This is a genomic window from Actinospineispora eucalypti, from assembly GCF_039543365.1.
Taxonomy (GTDB): Bacteria; Actinomycetota; Actinomycetes; order Mycobacteriales; family Pseudonocardiaceae; genus Pseudonocardia; species Pseudonocardia eucalypti.
Genome location: NZ_BAABJP010000052.1, coordinates 73103 through 90733, shown reverse-complemented (window position 1 = coordinate 90733; position 17631 = coordinate 73103). Strand labels below are relative to the sequence as shown.

The following is a 17631-nucleotide window of genomic DNA, read 5'->3' as shown; positions in this document are numbered from 1 at the left end:
CCGGGTGCGCCGTGGATCAACCTGAACGACTTCGTGCTGATCACCGACAAGCCGCTGCTCGGCGGCCGGTTGATCGGCTTCGGCTGGCGGGACGACACCGGCCGACCGGTGATCCTGGTGCCGGCGCACGTGGCGGCCCTGGTGGACCGGCTGGTCGCGGCCAACCCGGCGTTCTGGGACTGGTGGGTGGAGTTCCTCGGGCACGAGTGGAACTTCCACATCGACGGCGGCAAGCACGACGGCCGCCACCACGACGAACACAACAACTTCCTGGTCCGCTGGCTGCGGGCGGAGGAAGGCGCGCGCGATCGGATGCCCCCGCTGGCGTTCCGGGCGCTGCGCGAGGGCGAGTCCGCGGCCGGCGCCAGCCGTCACGGCGCGGACCCGAACGTCGAGCCCTGGGCGCACTTGCTCGCCGACCCCAACTCGCCGTGGATCTCCGTCACCCGCGAGACGGAGGTCATGTACTACCGGTACGGGGAGGGCAACACCGACACCCAGCAAGGCGGCTACGGCTACCTGGTGATCGACCTGAGCAAGATCACCGATGAGGTGGCCGACATCTCGGACAGCGTGCACATCCCGGACAACGTCCGGCAGTTCGCCCCAGACCTCGGTGACTGGGGCTACAACAACCGGGAGCTGCTGATCAAGTGGCTGATCGGGGCCGACGCGGTGGTGCTGTTCTGGCCCGCTGGCACCGGTTACCAGCAGATGCTCAGCGACCTGTATCAGGTGTTCGGGCGCGACGAGACGGACCGCGCCGGGGCCGAACAGTCCGAGGCGTGGGCGGTGATCTCGCAGCTCGCCGACGGTCTCGCCGCGGGAGACGACCTCTCCCCCGAGCAAGTGGTCGAGGTGCTGCACGCCATCGGCGAACTGCCGAACCTGGCGCAGATGCGCGCCCAGCTCGGCGAGCCGGCGACCCGGTGGAACGTCGAGCAGTTGCTCACCGTGGCCTCCTGGCTGGCACGCAGGTTGCCCGATCGCTCGAACGAGCAGGTCACCGCGCTTGTGGACAACGCGTACCGGCTGCTCATCGCGCCGAGCTGGAGCTCCTCGATCCTCCCGCACTGGGCACGTACGCACGCGCTGGCCGCCGCGAACTGGCACTTGATGCGGCTGGAGGGCCTGATCGCCGACACACAGTCGGGTGGTGACCGGGACGCCCGCCTGCGCGTGATCGCGGATGTCACCCGGACGCTCAACACTGTTCGGTTGCTCACCTGGAACGACCGGGCGGCGGTCGCCGACCGGGTGGATGCGCTGCGCCGCTGGCTGGCCGAGGCACAGCGGGACGACGACGGTGGCGACCACCGCGACAGCCCAGGCGGTCCGGGCACGGGCGCGCGCGCTTCGACGGGTGCCGGCGATTCCGGCGCGACAGCCAACCGTCCTCCGGACGGCACGGAGACTCCGGAGGGTGGGACGGCTGAGTTCCGGGCGGCCGCCGAGGAGGGCAGTACATCGCGCGGACCGTGGCAGCGGGTCCGGGACCGGATCCGTCGCCTGGTGCTGGCTCTGTTCGCGGTGCCGGCGGCGGCCCACCGCTGGCTGACCGCGAGCGCGGCCCGGCAGACGGTGGCCGTGGTCGTCCTCGGCCTCGGGCTGTTCGCACTCGGCCAGCTCTGGCATGCGCCGGGGATCACGGCGGCAGCGGTGATCGGTGTGCCGCTGGGCGACCGGCAACGGGTGGGGTTGCCGTTGCGCGGGCTGGCCGGGCTGACCGGGCTGAAGGTGCTGGACCCGGTGAAGAAGCTGCCGAACGACGACTGGCAGGTGCTGACGGGCCGGGACCAGGCCGGCCGCCTGCTCGTGCTGCGCGCCAGGGACATCGCGGTGAAGCTGCCCCAGGACCGGTCGGCGCTGGTCCCGACCTTGAGCACGGCCGCGGTGCACGCGGTCGCCGGGACGGACGCGGCGACCGCGAGCCTGGCCGTGGTGCTCGAGGACATGCGCGAGGGCGCCGACCGCAACGGGCCACTGTTGCTGCGGGCCGGCCAGGTGGTCGAGGTCAACGAGCTGGTGCCGGGTGACATGCCCGACCTCGCGCGGACCAGCACCGGGCCGATGGACCGGTTCGCCCGGCAGCTCGGGGTTTTCGTCCTGGTCGGCGAGGTGGACGGGCTGCTGCCGATCAACCTGATCCTGGACGGCGACGTGATCCGCGCGGTCGACTTCGAGAAGGGTTTCCGGCCGAAGGCGCCCTGGGTGGCCTTCGTGGCCACGCTGAACGCCGGAGCGCGGATCTTCGGCCGGCTCACCGAGCAGGACATCCTCGCGCAGTTCGCCGACCTGGTCGCACAGCGGGACCGGGTGCTGAGCGTGCTGCCCAACGGCCAGGTGCGCCAGATCGCCCGGGAGCGGCTGGACTGGATGGCGGAAGCGATGGCCGCCGACGCGCTGCCGAAGCAGGTGCGGGCGTCGCTCGACCGCATCCGGGCGGACTTCGCGCGGGACAACCCCGACCACCAGCGCCCGGCCGAAGGCTTCCGGCTGCCCAGCACCGTCGGCGACCCCTGGACCGAAGCCTTCCTGGCCGGCCACGGCGCGTCCGGTGTGCTGGTCGACGCCAACGGTGAGCAGCTTCGCCGGTTCGTCGCGGCCGGCCGCCAGGTCTGGGTGCACGACTACGTCGGCGACGGCCGTTGGCTGGCGACCGTTGCCCCGGCCCAAGGCCGACGGCCGGTGGGGACCTCGGGCCACGCGGCGGAGCAGCCCGCCCGGCCAGCCACCGACCGTGCCCACAAGAGCACCTCGGGCGTCACGTACGGCCTGGTCGGTAGTGCGTTGTTCCTGATTCGCCCGATGCACTGGCTCGCCGACTGGCTCGGTTTGTTGGAGGCACGCGGATGGGGATTGCTCGGCCGGCTCCCGGACGGGTTCCTCCCGCAAGTCGGGTGGGTGCTGGCCGAGCGGTTCGAGGATCTCTCAGTGACGGTGCGGGGGCACTACCGTGCCCTGCCGATCGCGTTCCTGATGGTCGCGCCGGCCGGTCAGACGATATGGGTCGCGGCCGGGGCGGCCGAGTGGCGGGACCGGCTCGACCAGCTGTTGCGGCACGCCAGGGCCGGCGCCGTGGTGATCACCCTGGACTTCGGGCCGCGCGGCCCGCTTCTTGTGGTCGCGGACGACGGCGTCGGGCTGCCGGACGGCTTCCAGCTGCGAGCGGTGCTCGAGGGAGGGCACGGCTGGGGCTACGCCTCGATGCTCAGCGAGGTCCAGCAGCTCGGCGGCACGGTGACGTTGCGCAACGGCGCGGCGGGCGGCGCCGAGGCGGTGGTGGAGATCCCGCACGGCGGCGGCGTGGTCTTCGGCATGACCGGCGCCGAGGTACAGCGGGAGCTGCCGCCCGCCGAGGCGAACCGCCTGGCCCACCACGGACAGCCGATGGATGGCGAGGAGTTCCCGAACCTCGCGCGGGGCACGCCCGAGCTGGTCGGATACGTGCGCATCGTCGACGAGGCGCCGCTGGGCGGCATGCTGATCGCCTTCGGCCTTCGTGCCCCGGACGGCACGCCGGTGATCCTGGTGCCCAGGCACATCGCGGTGCTGATCGACCGGCTGATCGAGCTGGACCCGACGTTCCTGTCCTGGTGGGCGGAGCTGCTGCGGCACGAGTGGGAGTTCCACATCGCCGGCCACCAGCACACCGGCCGCCATCACGACCGGCACGCCGCGATGCTGGCCATCGAGCTGTTCGCGATGGCCGCCCGGCACGGGCTGGCCCCCGCCAACCCGGCGGCCGGCGCGCTCGCCGACGCGGCGCGCTCGCTCCGGCAGGCCCAGGCCGCCTGGCGCAACAACGGCGAGTCGGCGGCAAAGGCGCTGGCCGACGTGCACCGGGCGCTCACCGAGGCGGCGGACCGGGTGGCCGACGAGGCGGGCTGGGACGCGCGGACGCGGGACGAGGCGGCCGGCGCATTGGAGCTGCTGGCGGCCGAACACCGCTGGATGCGGGCGGCCCACTGGCTGTTGCTCGGCCCAGAGGAGGGCCACCAGGGCACGCCGCGGTTCTGGCGCTCCGCGCTCGGCCTGCTGCCGGAGCTCACCGAGCGACGGGCGGACCCGTTGGCGCAGGCGGTGCTGCGCGCCCTGGTCGGGGCGGTCGGCCGGGCGTTCCAGCGGGGCGCCGACTTCGGTTCGGTGCACGAGTACCTGCGGCCCTGGCTGGCCGACCGTGTGCACGGCGCGACCCTTCGGGACCAACTCTCGCTGGTGCTGCTTAGGGTGCTCACCGACGACGCCGAATGGCTCGGGCTGCTCTCCAAGCGAGTGATCGGCTCGGAGCGTCAACTGCGGGTCCTGCTGGCGGCGTGGTCCGACCCGGCGTTCGCTCCGCTGCTGCGGCCCTTGGTGGACGCGCTTCGCAAGGCGCCCGACGTCGCCACCCGCGGCGAGCAGCCCGAGCGGATGCGGGACGGTTTCGCCGGCGTGTGGGTGCGCCTGGTCAAGATGGTGATCGAGGTCTACCCGATCTTCTTTGCCGCAAAGGGACGCGGCCCCGGCACCGAGTACCTGACCGACGCCGAACGCAACGGCCTCGCCGAACTCGAGCGGATGTTCCTCCAGCGAGTGCTCGAGCTGCCCGGCAACCTGGCGGGCCTGCCGGAGAGCGGGCGAACCTCGCTGCTGGACCGCACGATCGGCGAAGTCACCGGCGAGGTCGGGCCGGCGGTGCTGCGCATGCTCGGCGTGGAGTACGACGGCCCGGTCACGTTGCGCCCGGACACCGACCCGCAGGTGTGGAACGTGTTGGTCGGCTACTTCCCGGTGGCCCGACCGGAGCTGAAGATCCTGCTCAGCGGCTGGGCCGAGGTGTGGCTGGAGACCGGCGGGGACAGGGCCGCCGCTGCCGACGCCTTCTGGGAGGACTGGCTGTGGTGGCTGACCGAGCTCAACGACGGCGTTCCGCCCTCGGTCATCGCCCGCGAAGAGGCGCCGCCGGCGATGGAGTTCTGGGTCGACGGCAGGCGGTACACGATCGGCGTGCTGACCGATCCGATCGAGATCCTGCACATGAACTTCCATCTGGACGAGTCCTGTATGTGCGTGCAGCGGGGCCACTACCGGGTGGACGCCCAGACCTACCTGTTCGTGCCTCGGCTGGCGGTGGCCGCGGTGAAGGACGACAGGGGCCAGAGCCGCGCCGCCTCCGACGTCTACGCGGACGGCGAGCTGGTGCTGCGCACCGGCCACCCCGCCGGCCGGGGCTTCGACGCAGCCGCCCGCCGGTACCTCGAACAGTGGCGCGACGACCGCGACCGGGTGCTGGACACCCCGCTGGAGGGCGCCGACACCTACCGGCTGCCTCGGCAGCTGGTGCCCGGGGACAGCGGCGAAACCCGCACCGTGACCTACCGCCTGGTTTCCGACGGCGCCGCCAAGGACATCCGGGCCGACGCGCTCGCACCGAACCACGACGCGGACCTGACCCGCCGGCTGGACACAGAGTTCCAGCTGCGGGTGCACCGCTCCTACCCGAACCGTCAGCAGACCGAGGACAAGGAGGACCGTAGGAACGGCCCCGGCGCCGCCGCCGATTCACGTGCCGCCGGTCGGGAGACTGCGGGCGCCGGACCGGACGAGGGCTCGGTCGGGCCGGACGCCATGGAACGGTCCGGTACGGGGGCGACCGAGCGGCCGGCCGCCGCGTTGGACGAGGACTCGGTGTGCCGAGACTGTCAACTCGGTGTGCCAGGAACGCCGACTCGCGGGGTGTGGCGGGCGGTGCTCCGGTGGCTGGGTGGGGTGGTGGCCGCCGTGGGGGTGGTCGTTGCGACGGCCACGCCGGCGTCCGCGTCGGTACTGGCGGGGGTGCGCGCGGCGGGTGGGGGCGCGGGGCAGCCGGGTGTGTTCGAACTGGTCGGAGCGGCGGCGGTGGCGGTCACGTGGGTGATCAGCTACCGGCTCCGGGGGCGGTCCCCGCCGGGTGAGCTCGAGCTGGTGCGTCCCGGGTCGGTGAACCGGGTGAAGGCCGCGCTGCGGGACCTGCTGGTGGTGGACGCCCGGCAGGTGGTCGCGATGGCGCTGTTCGGCGGCCTGGTCGGGGTCAACCTGCTCAGCCTGGTCGTGTCCATGCGGCAGGGGGCGTCGTCGCCGATGGCCGGCCCCACGCCGAGGGCGTTCGCCGGTGTGTTGGTGGGCAGCGGTGTGATGGTGCTGGTGGCGCTGACCGCGCACGCGGTGCGGGTCGCCGACGCGGCCAGTCCGGTCCGTGCGGCGCGGGTTCCGGTGGTGGTCGCGCTGGCCTCGGCGGGCATCTCCGCGCTGGCCGGGACCGCCGTGGTGGCACTGGTCGGCTCGGCGGCGGTGCCGTTCGGCGCGGTGGTGGTCGCGGTGGCGCTCACCGAGGGCGGGTTGCGCCTGGTCGAGCGCCGCACACTGGCCGGTCCGGCGGCGCCGGCCGGCGTGGCGGCGGATGACGCCTCCGACGACTCCGCCGCCCAGGTCCCGGCGGCGCTGGTGGGTACCCCGCTCGCCCGGCAGTGGCCACGCCTGCTGGCCGCTCGCACCGCACGGGTCGTGCTCGCGGTGTTGGGGGGTGCCGCGCTGGTCAGCTTCGCGATCGTCGAGTACCAGGTTTTCCGGCAGCTCCAGGCCGCCGTTCCGGCCGACGGGATGCACAAGCTGGACTACCTGGAGGCCCTGCTCCTGGTGGTCGGAAGCGGGGTGATGCCCAGTGTCGGCGGGCTGCTGCGCACCACTGGCGCCGGAATGGGGCCGAGCCTGGTGGCGATCAGCGCGGCCCGGGTGTCCACCCATCGCCTGCTGACCCGGCTGAGCGTGGGGATCGGCCTGACTACCGTCGGCGTGGGCACCGTGTTCACGGTCATGGTGATCGGCTTCGGTCAGCTGTACACCGCGCTGCCCTGGGCGACGGTCGGGGTCGGCGCGATCAGCGTGGTCGCCTACGGCGTCACCGCCCAGCTCTACCAGGCGCATCACCACGTAATGGGCCGCGCCCTGGCCCGGCACGCGACGGGCGGCGCCCTGGTCGGGCTCGGCATGGTGGTGGCCGGCGCCGGGACCCTCCTCGGGGCACCGGCGCCCGGACTCACCATCGCGGCCGGCGCCGGTGTGCTCACCGTCGGCATCGGGCTCACGGCCGTCGCCGACCTGCCGGTCGAACTCCGCCACCCGGTGCGCGGCCTGGTCCGGCTGGCCCGCGCCCTGCCCGGGTTCCCGTTGCTGCTGGCCCGCCGACTGCTGGACCTCCCCTCGGCGACGACGGAGCTGCTCACCCTGGTCAAGGTCTACCTCCGGTTCGCGCGGACCCACGACGTGCGGCTGCCGACCACCGAGGCCGAACGCAACAACGCGGACTTCCGTGCCGTCATCCACGCCAGCCCGCGCTACGCCCTGCGCGACGGCGAGCTGGTGGACACGTACCGGGTGTGGCTGGACTGGCGGGAGCTGCGCCACCTGCCCGTCCTCCCCGAAGACCTGTCCGACAGCCAGCGCCGATCCGCCCTCGCCGCCGTGAACGCCGGTCTCACCCGGCGCGAGGCCGCCCGGCTGGCCGGTGTCAGCCGGCGCACCCTCCGCCACTGGCTGCGCGGCGGCGACGCCCAGGTCCAACCGCTCACCCTCCGGCAGCGCGGCATCCTGCGCTGGGCGGAGCAACTCGTGCAGATCAACGAGTGGACCCTCGAGCTGCTGACCGCGCGCGACCCGGCCACCCGCGCGGAGCAGCTGCGGGAACAGGTCCTCATCGAGCCCGGCACGGCGGTGGACGAGTTGACCAGGGTGCTCGCCCGGCTGACAGAGCTGCCGGAAACCGCCTCGGTCACCGAGCTGACCCAGGCCGCGAGCCGGCTGCGGGACGAGTACCGGGGCATGCGGGATGCCACCGGCGACGGGACGGCCGGGCACACCGGGCCGCACAGCGGCGCCGTGCTGCGGCCCGGCGCCCGACCCGGGGCGCTGGACGACTTCGCCCGGCTGCTGGACGAGCTGGCCGAGCACGCCATCGAGCGCGGCCACGACCCGGCCTACCCACGCGGCCCGCCGATACTGGAGCTGCCGCTGAACGCCGAGGTCCGCGCGCTGCTGGCGCGGAAGAACCTGGCCGACCTGCCCGAACTGCTGGTCGGGTTCTTCTGGGCCGAGCACGGCGTCGTGGTGATCTTCACGCCACAGCTGGCCGAGCTGCGCGCGGCCGGACTGCTGGGCCGGTTGCTGGAGCACGAGGACTTCTTCCACCGACAGGGCAACGAGCACGGCCGCAACCCGCTCGGGCTCACCCACGACGAGGACGCCGCACAGATCGTCGCGCTGCTGGATCTGTTCCGGGAGCCGACGGAGGCCGAGCGCGCGGTGCTGCCGGACGGGTTCGCGGTGCGGCCGGCCGGCCACGGCACCTCGAACCAGATCGCCTACACCAAGCTGCCCACCGACGGATCCTCCCCGCGCACGGTGGTGCCCGAGGCACTGGTCGCGGAGACCCTCGCCATGATCGAGGTCGCCGGCCTGGTCTCCCGCGAGGAGGCCGAGCTGGTGCGCAAGGCGGTGCGGGACTTCTGGGCGGGCGTGGCCGAACACGAGCTGCTGTTCCGCGTGCTCGGGTTGGACGCCGGTGGCGAGGCCGATCTCGAGACGCGGCGGGCCGAGCTGAACGAGCTGCGCCGGGCACACCTGGTCCGGCTGAGCCGGCTGGTGGACAGGATCTTGCAAGCGGTCGCCGACCCCAGCAGGCCGGCGCCGGAGCAGGTCGGCCTGGCTCGGATGCGCGCGGTGTTGCCGGAGGTGGCGGCCCTGTTCGAGGGCTGGCTGGCCGGCGCGCCCGAGCCCGGCGCCGGCGGGCTGGAAGGGGCGCTGCGCGGTCTCCTGCTGCGCGACCTGGAGAACTGGATCGACATCGCCCTCGGCGCCCACGCCACCCACGAGGCGACCGGACAGCTCGGCAGGCGGCTGGACGAGCTGCGCGCGGAGCGGCTGCGCACGACCGTGGTGGTCTTCCTGGAGCACGCCGCCGAGCTGGTCGCCCGGAACTTCCACGCCCCGGGCGGGAACCCCGAGCTGTGGGAGTCGGCCCACCAGGCCCTCCAGCGACTGCACGAGCAGGTACAGCGCCGCGCGGAGCGGCTGGCCGCGTTCGAGCAGGCGCTGCTGGGGCAGCTGCGCCCAGGCGCGGCGGAGATCGAGCGGGCGAACGGCTGGCTGGCCGAGGCGGCCGCCCTGCTCGGGGCGGACCGGCCGGCGACGAACGCACTGGTCCTGCTGGACCGGGCGGCGCGGCTGGTGGAAGCGGCCGAGCCGCTGCTCACCCGGCATCGCGGGCTGCCCGGCGTGGCCGACCTGCTCGCGGTGGCCGGCGAGCTGCGCGTCCGCATCGCCGACGAACACGCCCGGTTGGACCCGGCGGGCGGGCGGATCCTGGCGCGGCGGGTGATCGCGGTGCTGCTGCGCCAGCAGGACCGCGCGGTTCCGCTGAACCGCCTAGAGTGGCTGCTCCGCGTGGACCTCGCCGACCTGCTCGCCGCGATCGACGGCGGGGTGGACGGCGGCGGCCTGTTCCTGGAGCTGGCAGAGGACGCCCCGGGCGGCATGGTCGTCCGCTACCGCCCGCCCGGCTTCGACGCCGGGGAGCCGGGCGGTGGGGTGACCACCCGGCCGTACTCCCCGGACGAGCACCGGGGGGTCGTCCAGGAGCTCCGGCCGCTGCTCGACCGGCTGCCCGATGGCCGCCGGGGGCGGACCGTGCTGCTCGACTGGTCGCGGCTGCGGGACCGGTTCGCCGAGATCAGGTTGCCGGACGGGCGTGTCGTGCGGCTGCCGGGAGCCGGTGACGAAGTCATCGCCTACACGGTGTTCGACAGTGCCGGCCGGCCGTGGCGGGTCGAGTTCGGGCACGTCCGCAAGGAGATCGACCAGCTCGTCCGGCACGGCTTCCTGCGGCCCAGCTTCAAACGTGAGCTGGATGCCCACGAGGCCGCGCACGCCCGCAACCGGTGGGCCACCCACCCCGCGCACGGCTGGCCCGACCACGACCGCGCGGCGGCCCGCATCGTGCGCAAGCTGGAACTGGCGCGGGCCGACGCCCGGAACTCGACCCAGTCGACGGTGGCGGTGCTCGCGGGGGTCCGGGACAACCCCGGGATCGGGCCGAGCGAGCTGGCCCGGCTCATGGACCGAAAGCTGTACTCGGTGGGGCCCCACTTCGAGCGGGTGACCGAAACCTGGGGCCTGGTGGTGAAGACCTCCGACGGGTGGCACGTCAGCCTGACGCTGGCCGAGGGCGTCGACACGCTGCTGGACGACCTGGACCGGGTGGAGGACCTGCCGGCGTCGGACTACCAGCGGCTGCTCCGCGAGCTTGCCCCGGCGTTGCTCAGCGCCCCGATCGGCGACCAGCGGCGCGACGTGTTCGCGGCCGTCGGCGCCGGGGTGAGGGCGCTGCGGGAAACCCCGGGCAGCCCCCTCTACCAGCGGCAGATGCCAGCGACGGCCGGGAAACCGTCGGCCGAGGCGATCCTGCGGGTAGTCGGCGAGAACCCGGAGAACATGCTCAGCGACCTGGCCGCGCTGCTCGGCGTCCACCACTCCCGGGTGATGCGGCCGCTCGCCGCCCTCCACGACCTCGGGCTGGTCGACCGAATCACCGAGCACAAGGTCTCCTACTACCTGCTGACCGACCGGGGGCGGCGGTTGCTGGCCTACCTCGCCATCCCGGTCGACGAGCTCCAGCCCGGCTACGCGGAGGCGCTCGGCCGGCTCACCGAGCCCTTCGACCCGATGAAGGACCGAGGGGCGGTGTGGCTGCTGGCGGAGGTGCTCGACGCCGAACCGGGCTCGATCGCGGGCGTGCTGACGGTTCTCGAGGTCACCGGCGGCACCACCGAGGCGCGCGTCCGGGAGATCACCGGCCTCCCCGAGGCAGCGGCGGGGCGGCGGCTGGAACTGCTGGTCGAGCTCGGCTGGGTGGTCGCCGAGGACGGCCGGGTGACCCTCACCGAGCGGGGCCGCCAGTTGCTGATCGACTTCCACCAGCACCCGGCCGAGAGGGGGTCGGTGCACCGCCAGGTGCTGTGGTTGTCGGGCCAGCCACGGGCCGAGGGAGAGGCACTGCGTGCGCTGGCGGTCGGGCTGGACGGGTGGCCGGGCACGGCGGCACCGGCCCAGCGCAACCCGGAGATTCGCACGGCGCTGGCCGTGGCGCACCGGATCACCCGGTCGCTCCCCTGGGGCACTGAACCCGCCGGGGATGGGATAGGTGCGGCGCTGATGCTGGTCGCGGGGAACCCGGGGATCGGCCTCGACCGGGCGCGCGCGGCCATCGGCGAGCAGGCCGGCGCGCTGCTGGCCCGCCTGGCCGGGCACGGCTGGGTGCGGGCCGACGCGGAGGGCGAGCACTTCTGGCCGGTGGACTGGGCGACCGCGCTGGTACAGCGGGCGGGTGCCGGGGCGGGGCTGCCGGCCGGTCCGCTGCGCGAGCTGCTCACCGAGCTGGACGCCGTACTCGGCGCCGGCGCCGACCAGTGGCGGCGCAACGGGCGGTGGCGGGAGCTGGACCGGCTGCTCGGCCTGACCCTCGGGCTGTCCGAGCTGGCCTTGCCGCTCGACGCGCCGGCGAACGTCCCGCGCACGGACACCTGGTGGTTCACCCTCAACCGCATCGGGGAGGCCGCCGGCCCGGTGAGCGCCACCGCGCTGGCCGAGGCGACCGGCCTTCCGGCCGACGTGCTCGGCGCCCGGCTGGCCGTCCTGGTGGACTTCGGCCTGCTCGAACCCCACCAGGACGGCTTCGGGCCGACCGAGATGGGCGAGTCGGTGCTGGCCGGGGCGCGCTCGGCGCATACCCCGGAATGGGTCGAGTTGGCTGGCCTGCTGGACCAGGCGACCATCGCCCCCGACGCCCTGGCCCACGCCCTGGTCGAGGCGCAGGACTCCGACATCCCCCAGCGGATCCGCCGCCTGCTCCACGACGGCGACCATGAGTCCGGGCCGCACTCCGGCGGGGTGATCGCGAACGAGCAGGCCGGCGAGGCGGACCGGTTCCACGGCGTGCTCACGGAGCTGGCACCGCACGGCGCGGTGCGCGAGCAACCGAGGGACCCGAACCAGGCCAGGGCACCGCCGGCGCAGCCGGTGCTGGAACTTCCGGTGAACGAAGCCGTCGAGGCCATCCTGGCCGACGCCGGTCTGGCGGACTTCCCGGAACGGATGGTCGCGTTCTTCTGGGCCGAGCGGGACCTGGTCGTGGTGTTCACGCCGATGGCCGCGCGGGTGCGGGTGGCCGGGCTGTGGCCGCGCCTCATGGACCACGAGGACTTCTTCCACCGCCAGGGCAACGAGCACCGCCGCAACTCGCTCGGCCTGACCCACGCCGAGGACGCCGCCGACATCGTGCGGCTGCTCCGGGGGCACTTCATCGCCACCTGGGACTGGGCCACCCGGCAGCTGAGCGAGCTGAAACGGCTCGCGCCGGCGCACACTGACCCGACCGTGCGCGCTGAGTTCTGGGCGTTGGCCTGGACGGTGCTCAGCGACCTGGTCATCATGCCCCCGGAGTGGCGCAAGGCCGGGCACGACGACATCATCCGGCTGCTGTCCGACAACCTGGACCGCCCGCTCGCCGGCGACGGGGACTGGAGCTTCCTGGACGGCCCCGGCTGGCTGGCCGAGCACGCACCCTGGGTTCTCCAGGGTTGGCCGGACGCTTCCGCCTGGCAGCGGCTGGCCGCCGGGCTGGCGGCGGGGGCCGACCCGGCCACCGTGGCTAACCTCCCGGACCGGGAGGCGTTGACCGCGGTGCTGGCGGCCGCCACCGAAGCGGCGGCGCACGCCGAGCAGCGGCGCGAGGGCAAGACCCCATTGCTGGTGCGCCCGCAAGATCAGCTGCGCACCTCCTACCGGCTGCTGGAGGTGCTCGGCCAGCCGGTGTGGCGGCTGCGCATCGACCACGACTCACGCCGGGAACTGCACGTGGCCCGCCAGCGGCTGCTCGAGCTGATCTGGCGGCACGGCGTGCTCGACCAGTGGGACCACGACACCGCGTACTGGTTGTGGGCCGCGGACGTCTGGGGGCGAGTTGCGCGCACCCCGGTGGCCGACCGGGACACCGGCACGCCGTACATGCTCGACTGGATCGCCGAGGCTCTCGGTCTCCCCCACCCGCTCGGTGTGCGCTGGGAGATCGTGACGGCCCGGCTGGCTTGGCTGTCCGACGCGCTGGCCGGCCCGGACGGCGCGGCCCCCACCTGGCTGCCCGGGTTCGTCAAGCACGCCGGGCACCGCGACGTGCGGTGGCTGGCCATGCTGGTGGCGGCGGTGGGGCCGCCCGCACCGGGCTGGTTGGTGGAGCTACCGGTCAGCCACCGCTCGCACGAGCAGCTGCGCGGCCACTGGCGCTGGCGGAGCTGGGCCGACGACGCCGAACTGATCACGCTGGTCGGCGACCTGCTGGCGAGCGCGCCCGCCAAGGGCGGGCTCCGGCCGCAGTACATGGGCCGGATGTTGGGGCTGGTCCAGCTGCTGAGCCTGGCCCTACCGGTGCTGGACGAAGCCGAGGCACGGCGGGACGTGGCGGCCGTGCTGACCGCGCTGCGCGACGGGCTGAACCCGAAGGCTCGGCCGGGACGGCAGCTGGACGCGATCGACGAGGCGACCAAGGACCTGCGGTTCCGGGTGCTTCCGCCTCGGTTCGCCGAGCTGCTCGGTGCTCGGCTGGATCCGGCGCCGCCGCTGCCGCCGGGCATGGCCGAGGTGATCGAGGCGCTGGTCCCGCACGACGAGGTCAGCTCCGCGCGGACCAAGCCGGTGCTGGCCACCTACCTGGAGACCTGGCAGCGCACCGGCAGCCGGGCCGAAGCCAACCGGGCCGCTTCGGCCGCGCGCTACCCGGGTGCGGAGCACTTCGCGCGCGAGCACGCGCCCGCCAACTTCTGGACCGTGTTGCGCCTGCCCGGCCGGCCCGAGCCGGTGCCGGTGTGGGCCGGGGTGGAGTGGGACCTGGTGGAGATCCTGCTCGCCGCTCGCGAGTGCCTGGACTGCGGGCACGGCGTGCGCCGGGAGCACGCCCAGGACTACCACCACCCGAACACCCTGCTGCTGCGCGTGTGGCAGCGCGGCGAGGACGGTTCCCGGGGTGACCCGGTGGCCAGCATGTATGCCGGTGTGTTCGCCGAGTGGCTGCCCCGGACCAGCCAGCAACACCGGCGGCTCCGGGTGGTGATCCCGCTCAGCCAGCCGTTCGACCACCACAACAGGCCGGTCGGGCCGCTGTTCGACCGGTACCTGCACCGGTGGGCGGAGCGCCAACAGGCCAACCACCCGGACCAGACCTGGTGGCTGGGCTATCCGGAGTTCTTCAAGCCGACCCGCGAGCGGCCCGCCTCGCCGACCCGGCTGACCATCCCGGCGTCGACGGTCCGGACCGAGGTGGACATCGACTTCCCGGAAGGTGGCCTTACCTCCGGCACGTTCTACTCCGAAGCCGCACCCACCGAGAGCGTCTCGCTGTCCAAGGCGTTCACCTGGAAGTTGGCGCGCTGGCAGCCGGGGTCGGGCGAGCCGCACTCCGGCGGGGTGATCGCACACGAGCGGAACGGCGAGCGGGACAGGTTCGTCGGGGTGCTGCCGGCGTTGGAGCCGCACGGCGCGGTGCGCGGGCAGCCGAGGAAGGCGAACCACACCAGGGCACCGCCGGCGGTGCTGGAGCTGCCGGTGGACGAGCCGGTGCTCGCGCTGTTGGCGGACGCCGGTCTGGAGGACTTCCACGAGCGGATGGTCGGGTTCTTCTGGGCGGAGCGGGACCTGATCGTGGTGTTCACGCCGATGGCCGGGCTTGTGCACGCGTTCGGGCTGTGGGACCGGCTGATGTACCACGAGGAGTTCTTCCACCGGGAGGGCAACCACGAGCGGGGCGGGGTCAACCGGCTGGGGCTGACCCACGACGAGGACGCCGCCGACATCGTCCGGCTGGTCCTGGGCATCCAGCCCGGTCCGCCGGCCACCGACAGCTTCGCCGGGCTGCCGGTGGAGCGGCTGGATGTCGGGAGGATCGAGGAGATCGTCAAGCCGTGGAAGGTGGTGGACGGCAAACCTCAGCTGATGCGCGTGCTGGACGGCGCGAACCGCCCCCGGTACGTGAAGCAGGCGGCCGCCGCCGAGCTGCACCTGTTGGTCGTCTGGGCCGCGGTCGCGCAGGTCTTCCGGGTGTTCGGGATACCGGTGGCGAGGACGTGGCTGGCCATCGCGCCCCGGAACATGGAGTACCAGGTTCCCGGCGCCGACCGGCCCGACGTGGTGGTCCGCGAGGGCGACCTCGTGCTGGTCCAGGAGGTGCTGCCCGGCCGGGCGCCGGAACACGACGAATGGCAGGGCTGGCGCCACCACCTCGCCGGGCGGCTCGCCGCGCTGCTGATCGCCCGTGACTGGGACGGCGCCCGCCAGCACAACCTCTTGGTCGACCCGGCGAACCCCGAGGCCCCGCCTGCGCAGTTTGACTTCGACAAGACCATGCAGGACTGGCCGCTGCCACCGGCCCAGCAGGCGGCGGTTCTGATCAACAGCCAGTCGACCGTGTTCGGGCTGCTCACCGCCGAGCACGTGTTGGCGTTGCTGGCCCAGGCCCTCGCGCTGCGCGAGCCTCTGCTGGCCGCGATGCCGAACGAGCGGCTGCGCGCGGACGTGGCCGGCTGGCTGCGCTGGATGGCCGACGTGGTCGACGACGAACGGGTACCGGACGCGGTGGCGCGGACGCTGGTAGCCGCACGGCGACAGGGGGATCGCGTCGGCTACCCGATGGAGGGCGGCTACCGGCCGCTGGCACCGCCGGACGACCCCGGGTTGCTCGAGCCGTTGCCCGGCGGGTCGCGGCTCGTGCTCGACCCGGCGGAGGTGGTCGGCCTGCGCCTGGCCGGCCATGAAGTCCGGCTGCACGACGTCTTCGCGGACGGGGCGCTGGACGTCACCGTCGCCCCGCCGCACCCCGGGACGCACTCCGGCGGGGTGATCGCCGACGAGCGGGACGGCGAGGCCGAACGGTTCCACGGCGTGCTGACCGAGCTAGAGCCGCACGGGAAGGTCCGCCGGGCCGAGCACGACCCGAAGCGGGCCAGGACGCCGCCCTCGGTGCTGGAGCTGCCGGTCAACCGGGCGGTGCGCAAGCTGCTGCGCGGCGCCGACCTGGCGGACCTCCCGAACCGGATGATCGGCTTCTACTGGGCCGAACGCGACCTGGTCGTGGTGTTCGAGCCGATGGCCAGGCGGGTGAAGGCGGCCGGTCAGTGGCAACGGCTGCTGGTGCACGAGGAGTTCTTCCACCGCGACGCCGCGCGCACCGCCGGCCGGGCCAACGACCTCGGCTTCGACCACGACGAGGACGCGGCCGACATCGTGCGGCTGCTGCGCGAGTACTGGCGGGCGCACGACTTCCCGCTGTTCTGGTCGGGCCGGGTGATCAGTGACGGCGGGTCGGCGGTGTCCACCGTGGTGCTGCCGCTGCCGGCCGAGGGGCTGGGTGCCTCGGCGTTCCAGGTGAGCCTGCTGGCCACGCTCACCTACGGGGCCAGCCTGGTGTTCGGGCTGCCGGCCGGCTGGGCGGCCAACCGGGCGGCCAAGCGGCCGCTGATGATCGCGGCCGACCTGGCCCGGTTCGTGCTGGTCGTCTCGATCCCGGTGGCCGCCTCGTTCGGCGTGCTCGGCATCGGGCAGCTGTACGCGGTGGCCGGCGCGACCGGTGCGCTGTTCATCCTCTACACCGTCGCGTCCGGCGCCTACCTGCCGGAACTGGTCGGATACGGCGAGCTGGCGAAGGCCAACGCATCGCTCACCGTCGGGTCGTCCACCGCCCAGTCGGCCGGTCCCGCGCTGGGCGGCGTGCTGGGCGGTGCGCTCGGGGCGGCCACCGGGAAGGTGGTGGGGGCCGCCGCCACCCAGGGCCTGGACGCGGTGTCCTACCTGGTCAACGTGGTGCTGCTGCGCCGCATCCTGACCCCGGACCAGCCACTGCCGGCGCGCAAGGCGTCGATCCGGGACGGGTTGCGCGAGCTGTTCGGCCATCCGGTGCTGCGGGCGCTGGCGCTGTTCGAAGGGTTCGGGAAGCTCTTCCTCGGCGCGATCTTCGCCACCCAGGTGGTGTACCTGATCCGGGAGCTGCACGCGCCGGCCTGGGTCACCGGGGTGGTCGCCACCGCGATGTTCCTGGGCGGCTGGCTGGGTGCCTGGCGGGCGAACTGGCTGGCCGACCGGTTCGGCGCCGCCCGGTTGCTCTGGGTGCCGCCGGTCCTGGCCGGCCCGGTGATGCTGCTGCTCTACCCGGTCGCGCCGAGCGGCTGGGTGGGCGTGGTCATGGCCGGCGCCGGGCTGACCGTGGCGATGTTCGCCACCCGGGTCCGGTTGGCCACCGCGATCACCTACCTGCAACAGACCGCCCCGAAACCGCTGCTCACCTCAGTCTTCGCCGCCAACCGGTGGGTCGGGGACTTCGGCGTCCCGTTCGGCGCCGCGCTGGGCGGGGCGCTGGCCACCTGGGATCCGAGGCTGGGTGCCGCGGTCGCCATCGCCGGGTTCACCGCCGTTGCCGCGGGGTTCCTGCTGCCCTCCCCGTTGCGCCGCGCCAAGACCCTCGAGGACATCGACGCCGCCGTGGCACGGCTTCGGCAACGGGCGGGAAGGACCCCATGA

Annotated in this window: 1 protein-coding gene (running past one end of the window); it reads left to right on the top strand. The window is 73.7% G+C overall.

Annotated features, from left to right (window positions below):
• Nucleotides 1–17631, top strand: partial view of a DUF4781 domain-containing protein gene (locus ABEB12_RS35875; protein ID WP_185063164.1) — the 3' end only. It extends 34521 nt beyond the left edge of the window; only the last 17631 of its 52152 coding nucleotides appear in the window; its start codon lies off the left edge, out of view; the stop codon is at nucleotides 17629–17631.